At 30.7% G+C, this 24,054-nt stretch carries 22 protein-coding genes; 6 read left to right on the forward strand and 16 right to left on the reverse strand.

The features are described from left to right. Nucleotides 1-65 precede the first annotated feature (65 nt). Both ABF633_RS01035 and ABF633_RS01040 read left to right on the forward strand, forming a co-directional pair. Complete coding sequence (locus ABF633_RS01035) at nt 66-1,112, forward strand: transporter (RefSeq protein WP_415521139.1); 1,047 nt, start codon at nt 66-68, stop codon at nt 1,110-1,112. A gap of 185 nt (nt 1,113-1,297) precedes the next feature. Continuing rightward, nucleotides 1,298-2,197, forward strand: coding sequence for a radical SAM protein (locus tag ABF633_RS01040; RefSeq protein ID WP_415521141.1), 900 nt, complete (start codon nt 1,298-1,300; stop codon nt 2,195-2,197). Between the two features lie 108 nt (nt 2,198-2,305). On the opposite strand, the gene ABF633_RS01045 is transcribed toward ABF633_RS01040, so the two are convergent. The 5 genes from ABF633_RS01045 to murI all read right to left on the reverse strand — a co-directional run bounded on the left by ABF633_RS01045 (nt 2,306) and on the right by murI (nt 6,871). After that, nucleotides 2,306-4,105 (reverse strand): heme NO-binding domain-containing protein, encoded by a 1,800-nt coding sequence (locus tag ABF633_RS01045; protein ID WP_415521143.1) that lies wholly within the window; start codon nt 4,103-4,105, stop codon nt 2,306-2,308. Nucleotides 4,106-4,124: 19 nt separating this feature from the next. Beyond that, nucleotides 4,125-4,811: a helix-turn-helix transcriptional regulator gene (locus ABF633_RS01050; protein ID WP_415521145.1), complete on the reverse strand. Its 687-nt coding sequence runs from the start codon at nt 4,809-4,811 to the stop codon at nt 4,125-4,127. Nucleotides 4,812-4,823: 12 nt separating this feature from the next. Further along, a complete protein-coding gene (locus tag ABF633_RS01055) occupies nt 4,824-5,204 on the reverse strand; it encodes a DUF3783 domain-containing protein (RefSeq protein WP_415521147.1) in 381 nt (126 codons plus the stop codon). A 90-nt stretch (nt 5,205-5,294) separates the two neighbouring features. Next, entirely contained in the window at nt 5,295-5,810 is a 516-nt protein-coding gene (locus ABF633_RS01060) for a peptidylprolyl isomerase (RefSeq protein WP_415521149.1), read from the reverse strand. A 290-nt stretch (nt 5,811-6,100) separates the two neighbouring features. After that, a complete protein-coding gene (gene murI / locus ABF633_RS01065; protein ID WP_415521151.1) occupies nt 6,101-6,871 on the reverse strand; it encodes a glutamate racemase in 771 nt (256 codons plus the stop codon). 898 nt (nt 6,872-7,769) lie between these two features. Between murI and ABF633_RS01070 the strand changes: the two genes are divergently transcribed. Continuing rightward, a complete protein-coding gene (locus ABF633_RS01070; RefSeq protein ID WP_415521153.1) occupies nt 7,770-9,854 on the forward strand; it encodes a glutamine synthetase III in 2,085 nt (694 codons plus the stop codon). 157 nt (nt 9,855-10,011) lie between these two features. Here ABF633_RS01070 and proC read toward each other — a convergent pair whose 3' ends face one another. Next, on the reverse strand, nt 10,012-10,812 hold the full coding sequence (gene proC / locus ABF633_RS01075; protein ID WP_415521155.1) for a pyrroline-5-carboxylate reductase: 801 nt from the start codon (nt 10,810-10,812) through the stop codon (nt 10,012-10,014). Nucleotides 10,813-10,960: 148 nt separating this feature from the next. On the opposite strand from proC, the gene proB reads away from it, so the two are divergent. The 3 genes from proB (at nt 10,961) to ABF633_RS01090 (ending at nt 13,282) form a co-directional block, all read left to right on the forward strand. Then, the gene (gene proB / locus ABF633_RS01080; RefSeq protein ID WP_415521157.1) at nt 10,961-11,761 is read left to right on the forward strand and encodes a glutamate 5-kinase; all 801 of its coding nucleotides are present in this window, start codon (nt 10,961-10,963) and stop codon (nt 11,759-11,761) included. 27 nt (nt 11,762-11,788) lie between these two features. Then, complete coding sequence (locus tag ABF633_RS01085) at nt 11,789-13,045, forward strand: glutamate-5-semialdehyde dehydrogenase (RefSeq protein ID WP_415521159.1); 1,257 nt, start codon at nt 11,789-11,791, stop codon at nt 13,043-13,045. 111 nt (nt 13,046-13,156) lie between these two features. Beyond that, the gene (locus ABF633_RS01090; RefSeq protein ID WP_415521331.1) at nt 13,157-13,282 is read left to right on the forward strand and encodes a DUF4491 family protein; all 126 of its coding nucleotides are present in this window, start codon (nt 13,157-13,159) and stop codon (nt 13,280-13,282) included. 162 nt (nt 13,283-13,444) lie between these two features. On the opposite strand, the gene ABF633_RS01095 is transcribed toward ABF633_RS01090, so the two are convergent. The 10 genes from ABF633_RS01095 to asnS form a co-directional block, all read right to left on the reverse strand. Further along, a complete protein-coding gene (locus ABF633_RS01095) occupies nt 13,445-14,149 on the reverse strand; it encodes a GntR family transcriptional regulator (RefSeq protein WP_415521161.1) in 705 nt (234 codons plus the stop codon). Between the two features lie 72 nt (nt 14,150-14,221). Continuing rightward, on the reverse strand, nt 14,222-15,109 hold the full coding sequence (locus tag ABF633_RS01100) for an MBL fold metallo-hydrolase (protein WP_415521163.1): 888 nt from the start codon (nt 15,107-15,109) through the stop codon (nt 14,222-14,224). 71 nt (nt 15,110-15,180) lie between these two features. Next, on the reverse strand, nt 15,181-16,146 hold the full coding sequence (locus tag ABF633_RS01105; RefSeq protein ID WP_415521165.1) for a CehA/McbA family metallohydrolase: 966 nt from the start codon (nt 16,144-16,146) through the stop codon (nt 15,181-15,183). Nucleotides 16,147-16,292: 146 nt separating this feature from the next. Then, nucleotides 16,293-16,751, reverse strand: a complete 459-nt coding sequence (locus ABF633_RS01110; protein ID WP_415521167.1) for a hypothetical protein — start codon at nt 16,749-16,751, stop codon at nt 16,293-16,295. Between the two features lie 161 nt (nt 16,752-16,912). Continuing rightward, nucleotides 16,913-17,752: an ABC transporter permease gene (locus ABF633_RS01115; protein ID WP_415521169.1), complete on the reverse strand. Its 840-nt coding sequence runs from the start codon at nt 17,750-17,752 to the stop codon at nt 16,913-16,915. 74 nt (nt 17,753-17,826) lie between these two features. Continuing rightward, on the reverse strand, nt 17,827-18,993 hold the full coding sequence (locus ABF633_RS01120) for an extracellular solute-binding protein (protein ID WP_415521171.1): 1,167 nt from the start codon (nt 18,991-18,993) through the stop codon (nt 17,827-17,829). A 49-nt stretch (nt 18,994-19,042) separates the two neighbouring features. Beyond that, on the reverse strand, nt 19,043-20,026 hold the full coding sequence (locus ABF633_RS01125) for an ABC transporter ATP-binding protein (protein WP_415521173.1): 984 nt from the start codon (nt 20,024-20,026) through the stop codon (nt 19,043-19,045). A gap of 20 nt (nt 20,027-20,046) precedes the next feature. Beyond that, complete coding sequence (locus ABF633_RS01130; RefSeq protein ID WP_415521175.1) at nt 20,047-20,880, reverse strand: ABC transporter permease; 834 nt, start codon at nt 20,878-20,880, stop codon at nt 20,047-20,049. Nucleotides 20,881-20,884: 4 nt separating this feature from the next. Next, nucleotides 20,885-21,568, reverse strand: a complete 684-nt coding sequence (locus tag ABF633_RS01135) for a glycerophosphodiester phosphodiesterase (RefSeq protein ID WP_415521177.1) — start codon at nt 21,566-21,568, stop codon at nt 20,885-20,887. Between the two features lie 495 nt (nt 21,569-22,063). After that, nucleotides 22,064-23,455: an asparagine--tRNA ligase gene (gene asnS / locus ABF633_RS01140; protein WP_415521179.1), complete on the reverse strand. Its 1,392-nt coding sequence runs from the start codon at nt 23,453-23,455 to the stop codon at nt 22,064-22,066. Nucleotides 23,456-24,054 lie beyond the last annotated feature (599 nt).

Consider the following 24,054-nt stretch of genomic DNA (forward strand, 5'->3'; position numbering starts at 1 on the left):
TCTATCATATTAATCTATATATGTCATAATATTTTAGCCATAGTATTTAACTCTGGAGGTATGCTATGAGAAAATCACTAAATATAATTTTTCAAATTGCTGCTGTATTTATAGGTACAATTGTAGGTGCAGGACTTGCTTCTGGACAAGAAATAACTCAATTTTTTACTGCCTTTGGATATAAAAGTTTCTTCGGTCTTATAATTTGTATGCTTATGTATATACTATATAGTTTTATGATTATAGATCTCAGTACAAAATATAAGTTAAATTCATATAAAGATTTAATAGTATTAGTTAGTTCGGGACTTTTAGGGAAAATAACCGATATATTAACAAGTTTTTTTATGATAAGTGGAGCTGCTATAATTCTGGCAGGCAGTGGTGCTCTACTGCATCAATACTTTGGAGTATCTAAATGGATAGGTATACTAATAATGTCAATTATAGCTCTAATGGTACTTTTCAGAAATACTAAGGGTTTAGTTGAAATAAATTCTCTTATTGTTCCATCATTACTTATAGTAATAACTACTATTTTTTTATTGTACATGCTATTTTCAGGACATGCTACTAACATAAATCATGTAAAGACTATTTCTCATAATAAAAACTATTGGTTTCTATCTTCATTAATATACGCTAGCTTTAATATATTATCCTTCAGTGGAGTACTAGTTCCCTTTAGTCATGACATTAAAAACAAAAAATATTTAATAATTGGCACTGCACTTGGGGCTTTAGGATTAACTCTTCTTTCCTTAATGATAAATTTTATGTTGCTGACAAATATACCATATATCTATGATTACGATATTCCCCTATTATATATAGTCAGCCGATTTGGAAAAATAATTCAAATAGTCCTTCTTGGTATTATTTGGCTTGAAATGTTTTCTACTGAGGTATCAGATATATACAGTGTATCTAAAACCTTAGAGCAATCCTTTAAGATATCCTATAATAAAGCTGTTATATGTATATTGCTCTTATCAATTCCTATTTCTCAAATAGGCTTTAAAAAACTTATAAATTTTTTATATCCAGCCTTTGGTGTTATAAGTTTTATATTTTTAATACAGTGTATTATATTTTATAGAAAAAATCATTGAGTTTTTGTAATTATACTATAAAAATATTATAATTAATTTATACTTTTAATTAGTAATTTAAGAAGATTGCGAACTAAAATTGGGAAAAATTGCACCCCTGGGGTGTAAATATTGCCATTTATTACTCCGCTTTCTCACTATTGCAAAATGAAGACTCATATATCCCATTACAGGAAGGTGTATTTATGTTAGAAATGCTAGAGAATTGTAAGCTTTGTCCTAGAAATTGTAGTGTGAATAGATTAAAAAATGAAATTGGTTTCTGTAGATCTAGTAGAGACATTAAAATAGCTAGAGTTTCTCTTCACGCTTGGGAAGAGCCCTGTATTTCTGGAACAAAAGGCTCTGGAACTATCTTTTTTTCTAATTGTAATCTAAATTGTGTATTCTGCCAAAATCACGAAATAAGCCAGCAAAATATAGGAAAAAATGTTTCTATAGATAGGCTAAGTGAAATATTTATAGAGCAGCAAAACAGAGGTGCTAATAATATTAACCTAGTCACTCCAACTCATTATGTTCCTCAAATTATAGAAGCCCTTAAAATAGCAAAAAAATCTGGCCTTCACATACCAATTTTATATAATAGCAATGGTTATGAAAATATGGAAACAATAAAATTACTAGAGGGATATATAGATATTTATTTACCTGATCTTAAATATATGAATGACAAATATGCATTAAAATATTCAAAAGTAAAGAATTATTTCAAATTTGCATCAAGAGCCATAGAAGAGATGGTTAGACAATGTCCTGAGCCATCATTTAATAAAGAAGGTATACTTACAAAAGGAGTTATTATACGACATCTAATGCTGCCAGGATTGCTTTTTGATTCAAAAAAAATAGTAGACTATATACATAGTACCTTTTATGATTCTGTTTATATTAGCATTATGAATCAATACACACCTATGTTTAACTCCAAAAACTATCCTGAAATTAACAGGCCTTTAAATAAGAAACACTATGAGAGTCTTATAGACTATAGCTTAAACTTAGGAATTAAAAATGGCTTCATACAAGAAGAGGGAACAGTAAAAGAAAGCTTCGTGCCCCACTTTGATTTAAGAGGAGTTTGAAAGAATCGTACAATAAACAACACTCTCTAGTTTTAATATTTTCTTAATAAAAAATTTTTCGCTGGCAAAAACCAAAAGAATTTCTACCAGCGAAAGATTACTGAGTTTTTATACTTTGTACTTCTTAAGCTCCAATTCAAAACTTTCTACGAGACTTTTAAATTGACCTACCTTATCCGTTAAATTCTTAATCTGATTGGTATAATTACTTACGTTAGCACTCACTTCTTCTGAAGAAGCAGAATTTTCTTCAGCTATAGCCGCAAGTGACTCTATGTTATTATATATACTTGCTATTGAATCAGCCTCAACATTTAGCCTTTCTGCAGCTTTTATCATAGATTCCGAAACATTCTTAGCAGATATTTTTGCTTCATAACTTAAATTTCTTACATTTTGTAATGAATCTATTCCATCTTCAAGCACACTATATTGAGTTCCTATATTCTCAACAAGTCCCTCAATATCTCCGACAAAATGTCCCAGGCTACTATTTATTTCTTCTACAGCATTTCTTGTTTCTTCTGCTAATTTTCTTACCTCTTCTGCTACTACATTAAACCCTTTTCCTGCTTCCCCTGCACGTGCAGCTTCAATTGAAGCATTTAAAGCCAATAGGTTAATCTGCTCTGATATTTCTGAAACTATAGAAATAATTCCTCTGATATTTTTAGCCTCTCCACTTAATTTAATTCCTTTATCCTTAACTTCTTTAAATTTAGTAAGACTATTCATTATATTTTTACCAGTATCATCTACACTTTCATAACTATTATCAATTTTATTAATAGCATTTTCAAGTTTTTCTTTATTAGCATTTTCATCTCTTACTACATCTTTTAAGGATTCTATATTTTCATTCAAAATAGTGGCACAATTCTGTGTGTTATTTGCCTGATCTACAGCTCCACCTGCTAATTGCTCTACAATGTTAGATATCTCATTTGAAGTAGTACTCATAAAATCTGAAATACTATTTATACTTTTTACAAAAGTATTCATTTCATCCGTTATACCTTTAATTCCCACAAAATCTTTACAGATAATTTTTTCATGGTTTATTATTAAATTATGAAATTCTTCAAAAAAATCTGAAGTTTTTACACTACTATCTATAACAAAATTATGATTGCTTATTTTTTGTAATTGTTGCTTTATAAAATTCTTAGGTCTAAGTAAAAGCTTTGTACCTACAAATGAAGATAAGGATGCAATAATTGCAGCAATAGTAATTTTTACAATATTGCTTGTCCCAAATAGAGGGATAAACAATACTATAGAAATTATAAATGTAAATATTGCTACTTTAACTTCAATACTCTTTATAAATCCTAATGATAATAATTTATTAAATCTAAATACTTTTACATAATGTATATTCTTTTCAAAATTAATTTTTAGTTTTGCGTAGCTATCTGTTCTTTCAATTTCATCTATAGTTATATTTTCTTTAAAAAATTCTGCACTACCATTAAGTAGTCCATATAAATAATCAAACATTCCCCTTTTGGATTCATAAGTAAATATGGCTTCTTTGGCAGCTATTGGTTCAATAGATACAATTGGTGGTTTCGCTCCTGGAAATCTTTGAGTCATCACTACATGAATATCAAAAAGTGATCTTAAAAATGAATATAAATTGTCATGCTGAAAAAATGCAGGAAAATCATTAAAAAATGATATTACATTATCTCTACCTATTTTCCCCCAGAGATCTTTAACATCAGTATTGGTCTTTTTAGAAATGTGTGTTATTAAATTATTTACCTGATCATCATTAACATTTTCAAGTGGTGAAAATATTTTTTCACTACCAAAGCCTGCTTGGTTCATAGCCTCATTAATTATAGAATCACCATAAAGTTTCCTACAAGTCTTTATCCAAGTCGCAACTACAGTTCCCTTCATCATTCTCAACTCCTAATATTTATAATATGATTTCCAGCTTATCAAGTTTCGCTAATGGCTTTATTTCCTTTACATATACAGTTTGCGTTTTAACACCACTTCCACTGTTACTAACAAGTAACAATTTATTGCTATCTAGTTTTTTAATCTGTCTTATTATCACTTGATTATCATACTCCAGTAAACATAATGAATTATTTTCTATTTCATGAATTGTATGAGCAAAGGCGATATCTCCCCTTGCAACTCTAAAGCCAATCATATCGTTATTTTGTATTTCGACAAAAAATACTTTGTCTTGAGCATATCCTTCTATTTTATTTGCAATTATAGGAAGTTTTTTTGATGAAACAACTGTTTTCAAATCAGTCTTATATACGGGAACATTCTTTAATATAGAGCCAAATGCATCATCCCACACAGCATTGACTTCTTGCTTTCTCACGTCAGGTTTTATGTACATTTTATTTTTAGATACATTAGCTTCTTTAGTTTCTTTTTGATCCTCTGCATACATATTAATATCATCTAAGTCTTTACCAAAAACTTTTGAAATTCTTTTAATAATAGCTTCATTGGCAACCTTTCTGCCAGTTTCAAGTTCATTTACAAAACCTTCCGAAACCCCAAGTTTTTTTCCTAAAGCTTTCTGGTTTAATCCATTTTTAGTTCTTAAAGCCTTAATTTTTTCTCCAATTCTAGTCATATTCACCAACCCTTATTTTTTTCGTCTTTCTGCCCATTTTCGTTCCTCTGCCAGATGTTCTAAAAGATCATCAAAAGTCCAATTAATAGATGTTGGGGTCACTACTGCAAATATAGTTTTTCTATCTACGCTATTTCTAAATATCTTTATAGTTTTTTCAAGCTCTTCATCGTCTAAATTATTGAATAAAACTACTTTTTCATTACTGACAGTTCCATCTGCTACCGGTAAAATTAAACCCTGTATAATACTTTCTATCTTCATCTTACCCATATGTTTATCAATTACTTTGAATTTCACAAGCTTATTACTTAATACAAGTTCGCCTATATTCACAATTTCTTCTTGATTAAAGCCATATATTAAAATTAATTTGTCATTATTAAGCGTCATGAACCTCGCCTCCCTAAAACTATGATGCTGCTATTTCAAAGTCTTATGAAATACTTTTAAAGAAATATTTATTTTTTAATATCTATTATTCTAAATTTTTTCCGGTTCATCATATTCTTTTCCAAAGGTATCTACTGTTACTTCTTGCATTATAATATCCTCTAATGGCTTATCTCTGTAATCAGTTTTTGCAGCTGCTATTTTTTGGGCTATATCCAAACCCTCTATTACTTTTCCAAAACCAGCATATTGCCTATCCAAATGAGGGGCATCTCCTACCATTATAAAAAATTGACTTCCTGCTGAATCAGGTGACATAGCCCTTGCCATGGATAATACTCCCTCAAGATGCTTTATATCATTTTTAAATCCATTAATTTCAAATTCACCTTTAATAGAATATCCAGGATTACCTGTACCGGTTCCGTTAGGACATCCTCCTTGTATTACAAAACCTGGTATTACTCTATGAAAGATTAATCCATTGTAAAAACCTTTCTTAATAAGACTTATAAAATTATTTACCGTATTTGGTGCTAAATCTGGATATAATTCTGCTTTTATTATATCCCCATTTGATATTTTAATTGTAACTATAGGATTCATATCTATCTCCTCCATTATTTTCTATAATTTTATATCATTTATATTAGGCACATTCAAATAAATAACTAGTTAGTATGCTAGCCTATTTTGAATCCTACTACATCAGCAGAACCCTCAGATAGCTCATATCTTCGGAACCTGTTTCCTTGTATGATCCAAAATATACTTCGTATCTTTGACATACTATTTATTTTCATATGCCTTATTCATGATTATTATACACTAAAATCAATAAAAAAATAAGAAGTGTCCTATTACAAAACACTTCCTATTTATAATTTTATTCAGATTTACATATTTAAAAGCTTATTACTTAATTCAAGTATCTTTTTATCTTCACAAGAATTTAATATTTCTACACTGCCTTTTTCATCACTAAGGTTTAATAAATTTAATATAGCAAGCTTTCGCCTTAGCTGTTTAGCCGTGCCCATACTCCCATCTATTATAGGTACACCTGATGTGAGTTTTGCTATCTCATCCTTTATAAAGGGATAATGCGTACACCCTAAAACAACAGCAGCTATTCCATTATTTATGTATATAGATAGTTTTTCTTTTAAGTACTCTTCTAGTTCATTTCCACTTAAAATTCCAGCTTCTATTAATTCTGCAAGGCCAGGACAAGGCAAAGGAATTATGTCAGCTCTATCATTATATTTTTTTAATAAATTATTAAACTTTTTTTCTGCTAAAGTTACCGGGGTAGCCATAATTAATACTTTACCTTTTCTATTAATCTCCACAGCTGGTTTTAATGCTGGCTCTATACCAATAACAGGAATACTTGAATACTTTGTTCTCAAATCTTTGATTGCAGCGCTAGTAGCTGTATTACAGGCAACCACTAATGCTTTTATATTCTTTTCCATAAGAAAATCAGAAACTTTAAAACTCAATTGCCTCACTTCATCAACGCTTTTAGTTCCATATGGTGCATTTTTTGAGTCACCATAATAAATAAAGTTTTCATTAGGCAGAAGCTTTATTGCTTTTTTTAATACACTAATTCCACCAACACCAGAATCAAAGAAACCTACAGGTTTATTCTGAATTTCCACGATATCACCTCAGTCAAGCATTTGAAAAAAAATGCCTTATACATCATATATTCTAAATTTAATTTTATTATAACTCATACATATACTTTATTCTATAATCAATCTTACTACCTGGTAGACTTACAACAAATAATATTTACTTTTTAATAGTCCAAATCTATATATCCTTACGTAAAATTTATCCGATGGCTACCCACTCTAATACTCCCATCTTATTCAAGTGGGAGTAAAGAGTGGCTACGTCCCTGGATAACGACTTCTAAGCATCAGATGGAATAAAAACTCCACCTGATGCCAAGAATTCTGTTTATGTTAAATTATTACAATTTTGAAAATTCCGATGCAAAATATGGATAATATTGTGCATGAATTTTAACTATTAAGTAAATATTAATGATGTAGAAAAGAAGTTATTTTAAAATATCTGAAGTAAAATTTGTTAATTGATGGATATCAAGTCTTATTTGGGGTCAATTTAGAGTATTTTCATTTGGATTTAACATAATTTCATTTTTCATTAACTTTAACTAAAAAATTTACAACTTATATTGTATATCTTTAATAATTATATTATAATTAACAATATTACTGATATTTATTTCATAATATAATTTTATATTTTATTATTATACATATGATAAATTTATTAGAGGTACTAATTTAGTTTCTCTTATCTCTAAATTAATTTAACACTATTATTTTTAATATTTTTGATATTTTCTAAGACATTTGAAAATAAATAGCCTGAAAGATATGTGGTATGTTTTTCATGAGACAGAAAAACAGATTCTCTAAGAATATCTTAGGTTTCTATAAACACAATGTTATGAAGAATATACTAACACATACTGACTGATTATTTTTTTGAGAATGCCTAATAATGAAAGGGGATTTTGTAATGAGCAATTTAGTCGAAACTTTTGGTTCAAATGTATTCAGTGATTCAGTTATAAAGGAACGTCTTCCTAAAGCCACATACAAGGCTTATAAAAAGGCAATAGAAAAGGGTCTTGCTCTTGATTTAGATTCAGCAAACGTAATAGCTTCTGCAATGAAGGATTGGGCTGTAGAAAAAGGCGCTACTCACTTCACTCATTGGTTTCAACCATTAACTGAAACTACAGCAGAAAAACATGATTCTTTTATCTCTCCAACTGGTGATGGTAAATTATTATTAGAGTTTTCTGGTAAAGAATTAATCAAAGGAGAACCAGATGCATCTTCTTTCCCTTCTGGTGGAATCAGAGCTACTTGTTCAGCTAGAGGTTATACTGCATGGGATATAACATCTCCTGCTTTCGTAAAAGATGGGTCTCTATATATTCCAACTGCTTTTATTTCATATACAGGTGAAGCACTTGACAAAAAGACACCTCTTCTTCGTTCAATGGAAGCTTTATCAAAACAGGCTGTTCGTGTTTTAACTGCACTTGGAAACACTACTACAAAAAAAGTTATAACAACTGTAGGACCTGAACAAGAATATTTCTTAGTTACTAAGGAATTATTTAATAAACGTCAAGATCTTATATACACTGGCAGAACTTTATTTGGTGCAAAATCTCCAAAAGGTCAGGAACTTGATGATCATTATTTTGGAACACTAAAAGAAAGAGTTTCTTCTTACATGAAAGAACTTGATGAAGAACTTTGGAAGCTTGGAATACCAGCTAAAACTAAACATAATGAGGTTGCTCCTGCACAATTTGAATTAGCTCCAATATTTGGTACAACAAATGTTGCAACTGATAACAATCAAGTTACAATGGATCTTATGAAGAAAGTTGCATTAAGACATGGTTTGGTATGCCTACTTCATGAAAAACCTTTTGCGGGTATAAACGGATCAGGTAAACATAACAACTGGTCAATGAGCACTGACGATGGTCAGAACCTTCTTGATCCAGGTACAACACCACATGAAAATACTCAATTCTTATTATTCTTAACTTCAGTTATAAAAGCTGTAGATGAATATGCAGATTTATTGAGATTGTCAGCTGCTAATGCTGGTAACGATCATCGTCTAGGTGCTAATGAAGCTCCTCCAGCAATTATCTCCATATTCCTAGGTGATCAATTAGAAGATGTAATAGAACAACTTGAAAAAGGAGCTGCTACTACTTCAAAAACTACTGGAAACTTATCTCTTGGAGCTTTAACACTTCCAGTACTTGTTAAAGATGCAACTGACAGAAACAGAACATCACCATTTGCATTTACAGGAAATAAATTTGAATTCAGAATGGTACCATCTTCAGGAAATATTGCTGGTCCTAACATTGTTTTAAATACATCAGTTGCTGAAGTACTTTCTGAAGTAGCAGATAGATTAGAAAAAGCATCTGATATAAAAGCTGAAATTCAAGCTATTCTTACTGAAACAGTTAAAGAACATAAAAAAGTTATATTCAACGGAAATGGTTATTCAGATGAATGGGTAGTTGAAGCTGAAAAAAGAGGTCTTCCAAATGTAAAAACTACTGTGGAAGCTGCAAAGGCTTTAATCGCTGATAAGAATGTAACTTTACTTGAAAAACATAATGTATTAGATTCAACTGAATCACATGCACGTTATGAAGTTATTCTTGAAAATTATGCTACTACTATAAACATAGAAGCTGAAACAGCAATTTTAATAGCAAAACGTCAAATTTTACCTGCTGTTATTAAATTTGAAACTAGTTTAGCTAAATCAGTTGCTGCTGTAAAAGCTGCTGGTGTGGACGCTAAAGTTCAAACTGAAATACTTTCTGAAGTAGCTGAATTAGCTGGTTCATTAAAGACTAAAATAGCTGATTTAGAAGCTTCAGTGGAAAAAGCTCAAGGTTTAGAAGATGCTTACGATACTGCTCACTTCTATAAATTTGACGTATTTGAAAAAATGGGTGAATTAAGAGAAGTTGCAGATAAACTTGAAGCAATAGTAGGTGCAGAATTCTGGCCATTACCAACTTATGGTGAATTGTTATTCAGTCTATAAAATAAATTTAACAATATAAAAATATTCCTTGTCTCTAAGACAAGGAATATTTTTATATAATTTTAAAGATATAATTTTTTCATAAATTACTATATGTAGTTTCAGATTTATTATAAAATAGTATACCTATTCATAAGCTTTAGTTATATACAATTTATTACATATTCTTGGCCTTTTCAGTACATACCTTAACCGCTTCTATTACAGCACCTCTAAATTTATTTTTTTCAAGGCTATACACAGCTTCTATTGTTGTACCACCAGGAGAACAAACTTCATCTTTAAGCTGTCCTGGATGCTTACCTGTTTCCAGTACCATTTTAGCTGACCCAAGTACCGCTTGTGCAGCCATTTTATATGCCTTTTCTCTAGGTAATCCCTCTAATACGCCACCATCAGCCAAGGCCTCTATAAACATGTATACAAGAGCTGGAGAAGATCCACTTACACTGGTTACTACATCCATCAATCTCTCTTCTACAATTTCAGCTTCACCAAAGGCTCTAAAGATATCAACTACTAAATTCATTTCATCATCTGTTACATTTCTGTTTCTACATAGAGATGCCATCCCCTCACCCACAAGTGCTGGCGTATTCGGCATTGCTCTTATAATCTTAATGTCTCTTCCAAAATAATTTTTAATGTTTTCTATACTCATTCCAGCTGCTATAGATACAATAACCACATTGCTTTTAACTAAAGCTTTAATCTTGTCAATTACATGGGCATATTTATTAGGTTTAACCGAAAGTATTAATATATCAGCGAACTCTGCCACTTTTAAATTATCATTGGTAGTTGTTACCTTAAATTTCTCCTTAACCTCTTGTAACGATGGATTTGATGGATTACTTATCATTATTTTTTGTGGAGAATAAAGCTTGGAAGTTACAATACCACCTATCATAGCCTTTGCCATATTTCCACATCCTATAAATCCTATATTCTTAGTCATCTTTGTGCCTCCTCTTATACATTGAAAAAATACCTGTTACTGTGATATAATTATATCACATATTTTTACAAAGTTTTACGAGTAAACTTAATTCTTTAATTCGTAATTGAAAGGATAAAGCTTAATTGGCTTTTACATAGGTATAAAAATGAATACTAGAAAAGAACATATAGATAGAGCAAAAAAAATTGTAGTAAAAGTAGGTACTTCAACCCTTACTCATGAAAATGGGCTGCTAAATTTTGATAGAATAGATAAACTAGCAAGACAGCTTTCAGATCTTCACAATCAAGGTAAAGAAGTAATTCTAGTAACTTCTGGTGCCATTGGTGTTGGTACTGCAAAACTAGGAATAAAGACAAAACCCGAAACTATACCTGAAAAGCAGGCAGCTGCTGCAATTGGCCAAGGTATTCTTCTTCACATTTATGAAAAATTCTTCGCAGAGTATGGCCAAATAGTTGCTCAAATTTTACTTACTAAAGATGATATAACCAATAAGACGAGATACAGTAATGCTAAAAATACCTTCAATGAACTTTTAAGGCAAGGGGTTATCCCCATAGTAAATGAGAATGATGCCATTGCAATTCATGAAATAAAATTTGGGGATAATGATACTCTGTCCGCCCTGGTTTCAACTATAATTGATGCAGACTTACTCATACTTCTTTCCGACATCAACGGTTTATATGATTCAGATCCCCATTCTAATAAAAATGCTAAACTTATATCTCATGTGGATGAAATAACTAAAGAAATTGAAAATTTTTGTGGTGGTTCTGGTTCAAAGCTTGGTACTGGTGGCATGTATACCAAGATAAAAGCTGCAAAAATTGCAGTAGAGCATGGTGTATCAATGATAATTGCAAATGGTTCTGATGACAATATAATAAAAAATATAATCTCAAATAAAGAAATAGGTACACTTTTTTCTGCTCAAAAATAGAATATTTACAATAATGGAGGTTAATAAATGAATATTAATGATTATGTAATTGAAAAAGCTAAAAATGCTAGTTTAGCTGCACGAAAACTTAGTACTTTAGATACTAATATAAAAAACAATGCATTAATAGCTATGGCTGAAGCCTTAGAAAAAAACAAAGATAATATTTTAAAGGCAAATAGTATAGACGTAGAAAATGCTAAGAAAGCTGGCACTACCACAGCACTTATTGATAGATTGACCTTAAATGAAAAAAGAATAGCTGGCATGGCAGATGGTCTTAGAAGCGTAGCTGCACTACCTGATCCAATAGGTGAAGTTACTGGTATGTGGAAGAGACCAAATAACTTAAATATAGGTAGAATTAAAGTACCTCTCGGCACTATAGGTATAATTTATGAAGCAAGACCAAATGTAACAGTTGATGCTGCAGCATTATGTCTTAAAAGTGGTAATTCAGTTGTTCTAAGAGGTGGCAGTGAAGCTATAAATTCTAATCTAGAAGTCTATAAAACCATTAATGATGCGGCAATTAAAGCAGGCCTTCCAGAGGGTTCCATTGAATTTATAGATATAACTGAACGAGAAGCGGTAAATATTCTTATGAAACTTAATAGATATGTAGATGTACTAATTCCAAGAGGTGGCGCTGGTTTAATTAATAATGTTGTAAACAATTCTACTGTACCTGTAATCCAAACTGGTGTTGGAAACTGTCATGTTTATGTCCACAGTGACGCTGATCTCCAAATGGCTGAAGATATAATAGTAAATGCAAAAACTCAAAGACCTGCTGTTTGTAATGCTATGGAAACATTACTTGTTCATAAGTCAGTGGCTGAAGAATTCCTGCCTAAGCTTGGAAACACTTTAAAAGACTTAGGTGTGGAAATAAGAGGCTGCAAAGAAACTCAAAGAATACTTCCTTATGCAAAGCCTGCTTCTGAAGAAGATTATGAAATAGAATTCTTAGATTTAATATTGGCTGTAAAAGTAGTTGATTCTTTAGATGAAGCATTAGACCACATTTATAAGTACAGTACAAAACATTCCGAAGCCATAATAACAAAAAGTTATGAAGCTTCTCAGCGCTTTTTAAAAGAAGTAGATTCAGCTGCTGTATACGTAAATGCCTCTACAAGATTCACTGATGGAGGAGAATTTGGTTTTGGAGCAGAAATCGGCATAAGTACTCAAAAACTCCATGCAAGAGGACCTATGGGGTTAAATGAATTAACAACTATAAAATATATAATATATGGTAACGGACAGATAAGAAAATAGTTGATATTTATAAGCATTATAAAAGACTGAATATGAGATATTTTAAAATAATACGCTGCAAACATCTTTAAGTTACAATAAATATCTTTCATGTTAAGATAATATAATATTATATGCAAAAATGTATTAGTTTCAGGTATTCTTGGAATCATTGCTATGACATTTTTATGGGGCATATTAGAAATCCTTAAGCAGAGAAAAAGAGTAGAAAAAGGATGGTTTCCAAAGAAAGACTAAATTTATATAGGGTTAATATTATGCTTAGAAAGAAGGAATTTGTGTTATAAACATATATTCCTTCTTTTACTCTATCACTATTTATTAGTACTAAATCCTCAATATATACGATTTTTTTCATTTTCTTGAAGTAGCAAAAGTGTATTGCATTTATTTTCTTAACTACACTTCCCTATCTCTTTTTACGTAAAATTTGATATAGCTATTATTCATGTAATCATAGGAATAAAAAATAGGTAAATCATTTTCATCAAAATGAAGCTGCTTTAACAGCATTGTCTTGTCCCCAAGCTTTGCCATTGCTTTCTTATCAAAAATACTGCTGCCATCTGGCAGACATATTTCACTCAACGCATAGCTTATATTTACATTCATTTTATCTTTTAAAAAATGTAACAAGGAACCAGTTATACCTTCAGAGAAAAAGTCTCCTGCTATACTCTTTGGAAATATATTAAAAGTATATGCAAGATTTATATCTCCATTCTTCCTTGTTCTTTTAATAATAACTACATTCTCATCCGAATTTAACTTCTCACTCCACTCCTCAATTGTATCCCTTTCATATACCTTCATATTCCCCTCGGATGTAACAATTCCAGTATTATTTATCATGGTTTTAGTACTTTGCAGCTTATTTAGGGAACTATTTATTACCCCTCTGTTTTTATTTACATAGGTTCCAACTCCATTTTTTGATATTAAAACCCCTTGCCTTTGCAAAAGTTTTATTGCTTCTCTTAAGGTGGACCTTGAAACCTGCAGCTGTTTTGCAAGTAATGGTTCTGTGGGCAACTTGTCCCCTTCCTTAAATACACCATCTTTAATCATATTTTCTAGTTGCTGTTTTATTTTTAAATAAAGCAAGGTATTCACTTCTTTCGTTAATATTTCTAGCAGTAAATATAGTTCTGAAATTTATGTATTATTAGATTGTTCCTAATCTATTATTAGTCCATCATAGGCCACTGTTATTTGAAATTTGCTATATTTTTTTACTTCTTTTTCTAACAATGCATGCGTAAGGTCATGCTTATGATTTATATGAGTTAAATATATTTTTGTATTACTATCTACAGTACCATTATCATAAAACACCTCTAAAACTTTTATCAAACTTATGAGATCTAAATGACCAAAAGGCTTATCCTCTTTTCTTATTTCTCCTGCAAAGGTACATTCCATGATTAATAAATCTATATATTTTTCTTTTAAATATTCTATTGTCTCAGTTAGAGGATATCCTGTATCAACACCATAGAATAATCTCCTGCCATCTTCCAAAGTTATAAAATAATTATTAGAATTTTCATTTATTCCAAATCCATAATGAGCTCCCTTTAATGGAACAACCTTCAGATTTTCTATTTCATACTCTTTATAATATTCTAGTGGTACGAATTCTACCATCTTATCTTTTATGACAGGTGAATTAGCAAAATTACTCTCTCCCATTCTAAAGGCTTTTAATTGTTCCTTAATCCACTGGTGTCCACTTTGACTTAAATAAATACTTATTTTTTCTCCAGCATCTCCATATACCATTTCCTTTAGCAATAGTTCAGATAAACATAAATGGTCACTATGGGTATGAGTTATCAGTATATCTTTGAGTTCAGTCATATCTAAGCTATGTTTCATTGATGCAGCCAATACATCAGGTCCAAAATCAATTTGAACCCTTTTATTTATTCTGAACAAACTTCTGAGCCTTAACTCTCTACCACCAATTTTTCTTGCATTCTGACAAACTTTACAGCCACATAAAGGGTTGGGTATCCCCTCTGCAGCACCAGTACCTAAAAACATTAAGTTATCATCTATCATTTTATCATTCTATCCCCCAAACTAAAAATTCTTATTTTACCACTTTCCACATAAGTAAACGTTTTATGGTATCAAATATATTCAAAATATATTGGATTACAAGCTGCCAAAATTTCCTTATTTATTTCATTAATTATTTCTGCTTTTATCCATTTAATGCTAATATCTCCATTCATTTTAATATTCGTTTTACTGTTTCTACTGCATTTAACTTCCTTTATCCTTCCTAAATTGTCTACTAAGTTTATTACTATATTTCCTTCAATAGTTGTCCAATCTATATCAAAAAAAACATTATATAAAATACCATCACTTTCTGACTTAATTGTTTCACCCATATTATAACTTTCCATATCTTTTTCAAATTCCATATTGAAACGTGGTCCCTTTGACATAACTACTCTGCCAGCTTTTATTGCGTCAACAATCGCCTCTTCCAGCTCCTGTGCCTCATCAATCAATAGCCAATTAAATGCATTACTTTCTTGAAAATGCTCTTTTCTATGAAAATCTCCACCATAAACAGCTGTAATGCTTCTTCCTTCATTTAGTTTATTTTCCCAAAATTCTTTATTTTTTTTCCACTCATTAAACTTATCAGTTACTCCATGCCAAACTTCAATAAAATCAATTTTGCTGAAATCCACATCTTCAAAGCTGTAGCCTCCTCCAGTACATACAGGGTCATCAATTCCCTTAGGATGGGCAATTCCTATTATTCCATTATATTTATGAACATAGTCTGCAAGTTCATTCAAGGATTTAATAGTTAGGGTTTCCCATCTATAATAGGGAGCTCCAACTACAACAATATGTCCGTAAAAAGTAGTATACTCAATGCCCTTTATTATCTTAACACCTGTTTCCTTTGAAATAGCATCGCCACCTTGCCAAGCTGCCATGGTATTATGATCTGTTAAAAACATTGCCTCTACAGAGGATTCTTTTGCAGCATAAGCCATATCCTTTAAATTATCTTTTCCATCTGAATTTAATGTATGGGTATGGGTGTGCATTTTTATCCATTTAAAACTCATTCATCATTTTCCTTTCCATAAGTTCTTTTTTGTTCAACCTGTATGCAGCAAATAATCTTTCTAAGCATCATATCATTAGGTTTACTTGTAAATTTTTTATGAAGACAATTAAATATTATCAACGTTTTGCCGGATTATTTTCTAAATTAAATTTCAGTAAATGCCTTTACAAAAATTTGCATATTATCAATAAATACTCCATGCAGAGATATAACTATTTCCCACTGTCCAGATTTTATTGGAGTTTTTATGAAACCTGCAGTACTTTCCTTTGATGATATAATTATTGTCTGTTTTCCTACGTGTCTATGAGCACATCCAATGTATTCATCTTTAGAATAAAGAGACAGCGTAGCTAAATTTTTTAACTCTTCCTCTCCTCTTATAAATTTTTCCTTCAAAGAACTAATTTCTTCATAACTTAAATTTGAACTGCGATTTTCAAAAGCATTTATTATATCCTCCGATTCTTTTACAACCTTAGGAAAGTAATCAAATTCTATCTTTAGAATTTCTGCCTCTTTATCAATATTGAATTTAATACTTTTATGAGACTTTATATCACTTTTATTTACAGTTAAAGCTAAGTCCAAAATTTTTTCCACTTTTTTATCACGCCTTATAATTTATTTTGATTAACAGTAAAACTACCATATGAGAAATAATGGTAGTTTTACTGATATTACATCTGACAATTAACCGTAAAACCCTTTTTCTTAAAAAGAAGTTAACTGAAGTGTATTTCTAGATAATTCGCTATTTCTCCTTAAGATACCCACTTATCCTCTTTCATCATGGAAGAAATGTAGAAAAATCCCACAACAGCTGATAGTATGAACATCATTACAGACATAGCAGCTGCTCTTGGGTAATTGGTAAACACATTAAATTCCTGCTGCAGAGCTACGCCTAGCATTCTTGGAGCATTAGTTCCCATTAAATATGGTGTTGTAAATTCCCCTATGTTTCCCATGAATACAAAGGTTGCAGCTATTAATAAGGATCTGTAAGTTAGTGGAAGTATTATCTCCATCAATATTCTTAATTTATTTGCTCCCACATCTCTTGCACTCTCAATTATTGAAGGAGATATTTTAGTTAAATCAGAAAGTATTAGCATGGTAGCAAAAGGAATATTAAACCATAAGTTAACAATAATTATACCATTAGGGGTAAACATTAAACCAGGTTTAAAATCTATTCCAAACATCAGTAAAAATCTGTTGATTGCCCCTACGTCTTTAATTATCAACATTAAAGCATATACAGCCACTATTCCAGGAATGAATTTTGGTATTATATATATTTTTTCTATCAATGCTGCAATTTTGCTTTTACTGAATCTCAAATAAATTGCAAGCAGCAGAGAAATGCTTATACACAAAACAACTGTAACTATTACAATATATAGTGTATATTTAATATTATCAATCTGATTTTTATCAGTAAGTATGCTTATATAATTAGAAAAATCATACTTGTTCTCTTTCTCATTATATAGACTGAGTACAGCAGAATTAATTATTGGAACTATGATAACCATTAGCATTACAGCAAAAGACGGTAATACAAATAATAAGGCTTTTAGTTTACTATTTTTCTTCATAAAACCCTCCGTAAATAGCTTTGTTGTGCCTCATCACATAAGACACAACAAAACTTCTGAATACTATTTAAATATTACTTTAAAGTAGCGATTTGATCCTGCCAGCGTTTGTGTATATCTTTACTTAAATCACCTAAAGAATTTGCTCTAAAGTCCTTAATTTTTAAGCCAGCAAGCATATCAACAGATTCCTTTGGAAGCTTTGAAGTGTCAATTATAGGTAAAGCCTTCATTGAATCCATAAATACCTTTTGGCCATCACTTGAAGCTACAAAATTCAAGAATATTTCTGATGCTTCTTTATTTTTACTCTTAGCTGGAATCACCAATGATTGCACACCGCCAATAAAGGAAGGACTGATTTGAGTAATTTTAATTGATTTTGGTAAAGTACCCTTAGATAATTGATCAAGTGCCATATCTGCCCAAGCTGGTATCATATCTACTTGTCCATTTGCTAATAAATCTAAAGTTCCTTGATTTTTTACTGGATATTGAACCTTTCCAGAAGCTTTATACATATATGGATGAAGCTCCTTTAATAAGTTAAAGCCTGTATCCCATTGTTGTTCCCACTTTGGATCATCTGAAGTGATAGCCTCCTGAGGTAAACTATTATATACTGAAGTAATTAAAAATGCATCCCCTGAACCTCCTGTTGTTGGGTCATTATAAGCAAATCTTCCAGGATGTGACTTTATCCAATCATATAATTCTTTATCTGTTTTTGGAACATCTTTTACTTTATCTGAATTATATGCTAGTACAACTGTTGTACCTCTAAAGACAAGAGCTTTATCCTGTCCCACAGATGATTGAAATTTTATATCTTTCATATTTGGAATTTTATCTTTGCTCAAGGTAACAACGGAATCTTTTCCTGCTGCCTTAAATAATTTGGCAATATCACTATCTGAAACTTCTACAATGTCCATATCTGTTTCTGTCTCACCAGCTTTTTCAGAAGCTATTTCTTTGTCTACAGCAGATTGTGCACTTGGACCTGAAGCTATAAATTGAAGATTAACAGTAATCTGAGGATATTTTGCCTTAAAGGCTTTTATTACCTGTTCCCAAGTTGTCCTAACGTTTTCCGATCCACCGGAATAAAGATTAATTGTAGCTGGTTTAATTGAGGAACTTTGAGTAGAATTTTGGTTAGAAGCTCCACAACCGGTAGCTAAAAATGAAACTGAAACCGCTGCTGTAATTGCAAGTGATAAAATTTTTTTCTTTAACATAATTTAATCTCCTTTTTAAATAATCTATTTATATAAATTTATTTGGAAACTATTTATTAAAACTGTGATTACTCCTAAAACTTATTCCTACTCTGTCACCCTGTGAGAAAGCCTTTGCTTCTTCTCTTGACAAAAATGCTTTTATTATTCCCTTATCTGTAGCTACACTTATTTCTACAAAATGTCCTAAAATCACACTGTTTACTATATCTCCAAAATAGTCGCCTATTTCATTTTTGTTTATAATTGTATTTTCTGGCCTAGCGGCAATTATCTTGTCCTCTTCTTCTATAAAGTTCATATTGCCTATAAATTCCGCAACAAATTTTGATTTAGGATTATCATATATTTCCTCAGGTGTTCCAATTTGTTCAAAAACACCTTTATTCATAACTACTATTCTGTCTGAAAGAGTCATAGCTTCTTCTTGGTCATGAGTAACAAATACAATAGTTATACCTAATTCTGATTGAATTTTCTTTAATTCTTCTCTCATTTGAGCACGAATTTTAGCATCTAAGGCTGAAAATGGTTCATCCAATAACAGCACTGATGGCTTTAACAGCAAAGCTCTTGCTATTGCTATTCTCTGTTGCTGACCACCTGATAGTTGAGATGGATACTTTTTTTCTACTCCCTCCATTCTTATCAACGCCAAAACTTCTTTTATTTCACTTTGTATTTGTTTCTTATCAATTTTTCTAAGTTTTAAACCAAAGGCCAAATTCTCGAATATTGTCATGTGGGGCCAAAGATTATAGCTTTGAAATACCATAACTGTTGGTCTTTTCTCAGGTGGTAGGTTTTCTATATTTACTTCATCTAATATTATTTTTCCTGAATCTGCCTCAATAAATCCACCTATAGCCCTGAGTATAGTAGTTTTTCCACAGCCAGAAGGTCCGAGCATTGTCAAAAGCTCGCTTTCGTATATGTTAAGGTTAATTCCCTCCACACCATCTCCATTTGAATATTTTTTTGTCAATTCTTTTAGAGATAATTTAATCTTTGTTTCACTATTTTTTTTATTCATAAATACCTCTCCATCAAAAATTATTTCATATTAAATCCGCTTGATAATGCATCAGCACCCAAAAATCTTCTTAAAATGAACAAAAGTATAACAGTAGGAATAATTAATATGCAGGCTAATACTGCACCAGCTGTTGCAGGGTAATCTATTATTATTGAATACATTGCAACTGGTATTGTTTTTATATCCGGCATACCTATAAGTAAAGTACCCTGTGCTTCTTCCATAGATGCTAAAAAAGTAAATATAGATGCTGTAATAATTCCAGGCAGCGCTAAAGGTAATGTAATGTGCCTAAAGGTTTGCCATGCGGTGGCTCCAACATCTCGTGCTGCTTCTTCCTGCTGTTTATGTATACTTTTAAATGCTCCTGCAGGTATCCAGGTCATAAACATCAATGTATTTACAATGTGTACTAAAATAACCCCCAACAGGGTTCCCATAAGCTTTAATTTAAAAAATACAACACCAATCATTATATACAATCCTATTTTAGGAAATGCATTAGATATTAAAAAAGAAAATAAAAACACTCTTCTTAAGGGAAAATCATATCTGGCAAAAGCATAGGCTGCTGGTATACATATTATTATTGATAATACAGTGGTTATTATTGCAAGTAAGAATGAAAGCATCACAGCTCCCGCTAAATCATCTTGACTCAATACAAACCCCCACCATTTAAAGGAAAATGCCTGTGGGAGAAAGGATGGATATTGATAACTTTCTCCAAAGGCTAGCATTATAAGATGTAAAATTGGAAAAAAGAAAAATATTAAAAAAATTCCAAATAGACAATAACCAAAAAAATTTTTCTTTCCCAGAGTATAGTATAATCTCTTTACACTGTTCATATAATCACCCTCTATCATCTTTAATTTCTGATATTAAATTTTTTAAAACATCTACTCTCTTTGTTGTTATGGAGTTCACCTCTAAATCTATCATTCTCTTCATATTTTCATTATCATCAACTGTCCATATAGAGGACATCATTTTTCTTTCTTTGCAAACATTTATTAATTCAGGTGTTACAAGTCTGTAATTTATGTTTACCCCCAAAATGTTTAAGGATTCTAATTCATCAATCAGTCTATTTAAATAGTCCTTATTGCTTAACTCTGTTACATTTAGCTTAGGAATACCTAAATTTATGAAGTAATTTGCTCCTTTAAGAATTTCCATACTATCAATTAACGACTGGTAGTCAAGCCCGGTAAAAAATACTCTGTCCTTCAAACCAAAACCTAAAATAGTGTTGTTGAGTTTGGCAAGTAATTTAGTATCTTTAATATCAACATTTAATAACACAGTCTCTTCCCTCTTTATTATTTCCAGAACTTCTTCCAGTCTTAGATACTTTCCAAATGCCTTTGGCTTATCATGGCAAAGAACTAAATTTCCATTTGCATCAATATTTAAATCAATTTCTATAATATCTGCTCCATGTTTTATTCCTTCTTCAACTGCTTCTATACTATCCATTTTTGTTCCCATACAGCCTGCATGTGCAGTTATATTTATTTTATTTTCATTTATCATAATAAAATCTAACCTCCTTTTAATTCATATCTGTCAGACAGTTAAAGCTGTCCGACAGTTAATAGTTTATACTGTCAATGTTAAGTGAATCTTTTCATTTGGTTAAGTCGGCGTTAAATCATCAATGAATCTTACTCAGTGGGAGTTTGTATTCCCACTGAGTTTAGATGAATTATCCAGGGACGTGCCGGTGTTATCTCCACCTTTAGAAAAGCAGAGAACCAAAATCTTAGATTTTGTGTGAATCGCTTTCGCTGTGTGCGGTGGAGTGTTACAGCGGCTAGTCATCGGATAAAAATTACAATAATGTATAATAAATTATATTATTTGTCAATTTATCATTTAAATATATATAGTTTTTCTTATTCAAAATTATATTAAAACGCTAATAAACTACAAAAAATAATAATTAGGCAAGTAATTTTTAAATCATAAAAATTACTTGCCTAATTGGAGATAATATAAAATTATTAACAATTCAACTGTAAACATATACTAAAATTCTGCTGAACCCGTAGTTCTAGGGAATGGTATTACATCTCTTATATTTGTCATTCCTGTTATATACATTATAATTCTTTCGAAACCTAGACCAAAGCCAGCATGCTTTGTTTCCCCATACTTTCTAAGTTCTAAATACCACCAATAGTCTTCTTTATTAAGTCCTAATTCTGACATTCTAGCTTCAAGGACATCTAATCTTTCTTCCCTTTGGCTTCCCCCTATTATTTCACCTATTCCTGGTACAAGTAAGTCTGCTGCTGCTACAGTTTTATTGTCATCGTTAATTCTCATATAAAAAGCCTTTATGTCTTTCGGATAATCCGTTACAAATAGAGGTTTTTTAAATACCTTCTCAGTTAAATATCTTTCATGCTCAGTCTGAAGATCAATTCCCCATTTAACCTCATACTGAAATTTTTCATTTGATTTTTCAAGTATATCTATGGCTTCAGTATAAGTTATTTTACCAAAATCCGAATTTACTACATTCTGCAATCTATCAAAAAGAGTTTTATCTACAAATTTATTAAAAAATTCCATTTCCTCTGGAGCATTTTCCATGACATAATTTATAACATATTTCACCATAGCTTCTGCAAGTATCATATCATCTTCAAGGTCTGCAAATGCTATTTCAGGCTCAATCATCCAAAATTCCGCTGCATGCCTCCCGGTATATGAATTCTCAGCCCTAAAAGTTGGCCCAAAGGTGTAAACATTTCTAAAAGCAAGTGCAAAACTTTCTGCTGAAAGCTGACCACTGACAGTAAGATTTGTTTCTTTTCCAAAAAAGTCCTTTGAATAATCTACTTCTCCATCATTATTTTTAGGAATATTGTTTAAATCCAAAGTAGTTAATTCAAACATTTCTCCTGCACCTTCACAGTCACTACCTGTAATTATAGGAGTGTTAACATATACAAAGTTTTTATCCTGAAAAAACTTATGTATTGCAAAGGCAGCTAAAGAACGTACCCTAAATACTGCTGAAAAAGTGTTACTCCTTGGTCTTAAATGTGCAATTGTTCTCAAATACTCTAATGTATGTCTCTTCTTCTGTAGAGGATAATCCACACTAGAATTTCCTTCTATGATAATATTTTTTGCATGTATTTCAAAAGGTTGTTTTGCTTCTGGAGTTAGAACTACAATACCTTCTATATCCAATGAAGAGCTGATAGAAATTTTACATATATCTTTAAAATTTTCAAGACTTCTTTCAAAGACAATTTGAATATTTTTAAAAAAGCTTCCATCATTTAACTCTATAAATCCAAAGGCGTTGGATGCTCTTATAGTCCTCACCCAGCCTGATATTTTTATATCTTTCTCATTGTACTTTTCTATCTCTCTATAAAGCTCTTTTATAAGTACATTTTCCATTTTTCTTCCTCCTACAAAATCATAAATAAAAGACCTTTCTTCCCTAATAATTTAAAGGGCGAAAGGACAGTTGGTATTATTACACTTGCTGCCATAGAAATGTTCAAAATATGATAAGATTTAAGATTAAGGTAGTAAAAACTATACTAATCCATTTTAACATATAGAACCCCTCTAAGCCTACTTGAAAACTCTTATATATTAATTTTAAAATATTTTTTATATAAATACTATACATAATGTAAATTTTTATTTATTATTAAATCCATTTATTCATACATGTCATTTCATAATTGATAATTATCTTAGATTATATATAGATATTATTGACATATTTCTAATTTATTAAGCTTATTTACACGAAAATTATAATATTTGATTCAATATATGTCAACTACTTACACCTATTTTCAAAGCAATTAACCTATAATAGATGTAATAATACTATCTCATTATATTTAAAATATTTCATCTTTAATAAAATATATGTAATATATAATCAAATTGCTCCTAAACTAGAATAAATATTCATAATTAAATAAAAATATTTTGTTATTAGTAAATTGTCTTCTATAAGGCGTGAAAATAAATAGTAAGTG

The organism is Clostridium sp., assembly GCF_047718555.1.
GTDB lineage: Bacteria > Bacillota > Clostridia > Clostridiales > Clostridiaceae > Clostridium_I.

Coding starts and splice junctions, on each gene's coding strand:
- ABF633_RS01040 (WP_415521141.1), top strand. CDS start 1,298: ATGTTAGAAATGCTAGAGAATTGTAAGCTTTGTCCTAGAAATTGTAGT.
- ABF633_RS01125 (WP_415521173.1), bottom strand. CDS start 20,026: ATGAATAAAAAAAATAGTGAAACAAAGATTAAATTATCTCTAAAAGAA.
- asnS (WP_415521179.1), bottom strand. CDS start 23,455: ATGGAAAATGTACTTATAAAAGAGCTTTATAGAGAGATAGAAAAGTAC.
- ABF633_RS01060 (WP_415521149.1), bottom strand. CDS start 5,810: ATGAATCCTATAGTTACAATTAAAATATCAAATGGGGATATAATAAAA.
- ABF633_RS01105 (WP_415521165.1), bottom strand. CDS start 16,146: ATGAGTTTTAAATGGATAAAAATGCACACCCATACCCATACATTAAAT.
- ABF633_RS01115 (WP_415521169.1), bottom strand. CDS start 17,752: ATGAAGAAAAATAGTAAACTAAAAGCCTTATTATTTGTATTACCGTCT.
- ABF633_RS01135 (WP_415521177.1), bottom strand. CDS start 21,568: ATGATAAATGAAAATAAAATAAATATAACTGCACATGCAGGCTGTATG.
- ABF633_RS01070 (WP_415521153.1), top strand. CDS start 7,770: ATGAGCAATTTAGTCGAAACTTTTGGTTCAAATGTATTCAGTGATTCA.
- ABF633_RS01130 (WP_415521175.1), bottom strand. CDS start 20,880: ATGAACAGTGTAAAGAGATTATACTATACTCTGGGAAAGAAAAATTTT.
- ABF633_RS01055 (WP_415521147.1), bottom strand. CDS start 5,204: ATGACGCTTAATAATGACAAATTAATTTTAATATATGGCTTTAATCAA.
- ABF633_RS01100 (WP_415521163.1), bottom strand. CDS start 15,109: ATGATAGATGATAACTTAATGTTTTTAGGTACTGGTGCTGCAGAGGGG.
- ABF633_RS01035 (WP_415521139.1), top strand. CDS start 66: ATGAGAAAATCACTAAATATAATTTTTCAAATTGCTGCTGTATTTATA.
- ABF633_RS01050 (WP_415521145.1), bottom strand. CDS start 4,811: ATGACTAGAATTGGAGAAAAAATTAAGGCTTTAAGAACTAAAAATGGA.
- ABF633_RS01085 (WP_415521159.1), top strand. CDS start 11,789: ATGAATATTAATGATTATGTAATTGAAAAAGCTAAAAATGCTAGTTTA.
- proB (WP_415521157.1), top strand. CDS start 10,961: ATGAATACTAGAAAAGAACATATAGATAGAGCAAAAAAAATTGTAGTA.
- ABF633_RS01045 (WP_415521143.1), bottom strand. CDS start 4,105: ATGAAGGGAACTGTAGTTGCGACTTGGATAAAGACTTGTAGGAAACTT.
- ABF633_RS01120 (WP_415521171.1), bottom strand. CDS start 18,993: ATGTTAAAGAAAAAAATTTTATCACTTGCAATTACAGCAGCGGTTTCA.
- proC (WP_415521155.1), bottom strand. CDS start 10,812: ATGACTAAGAATATAGGATTTATAGGATGTGGAAATATGGCAAAGGCT.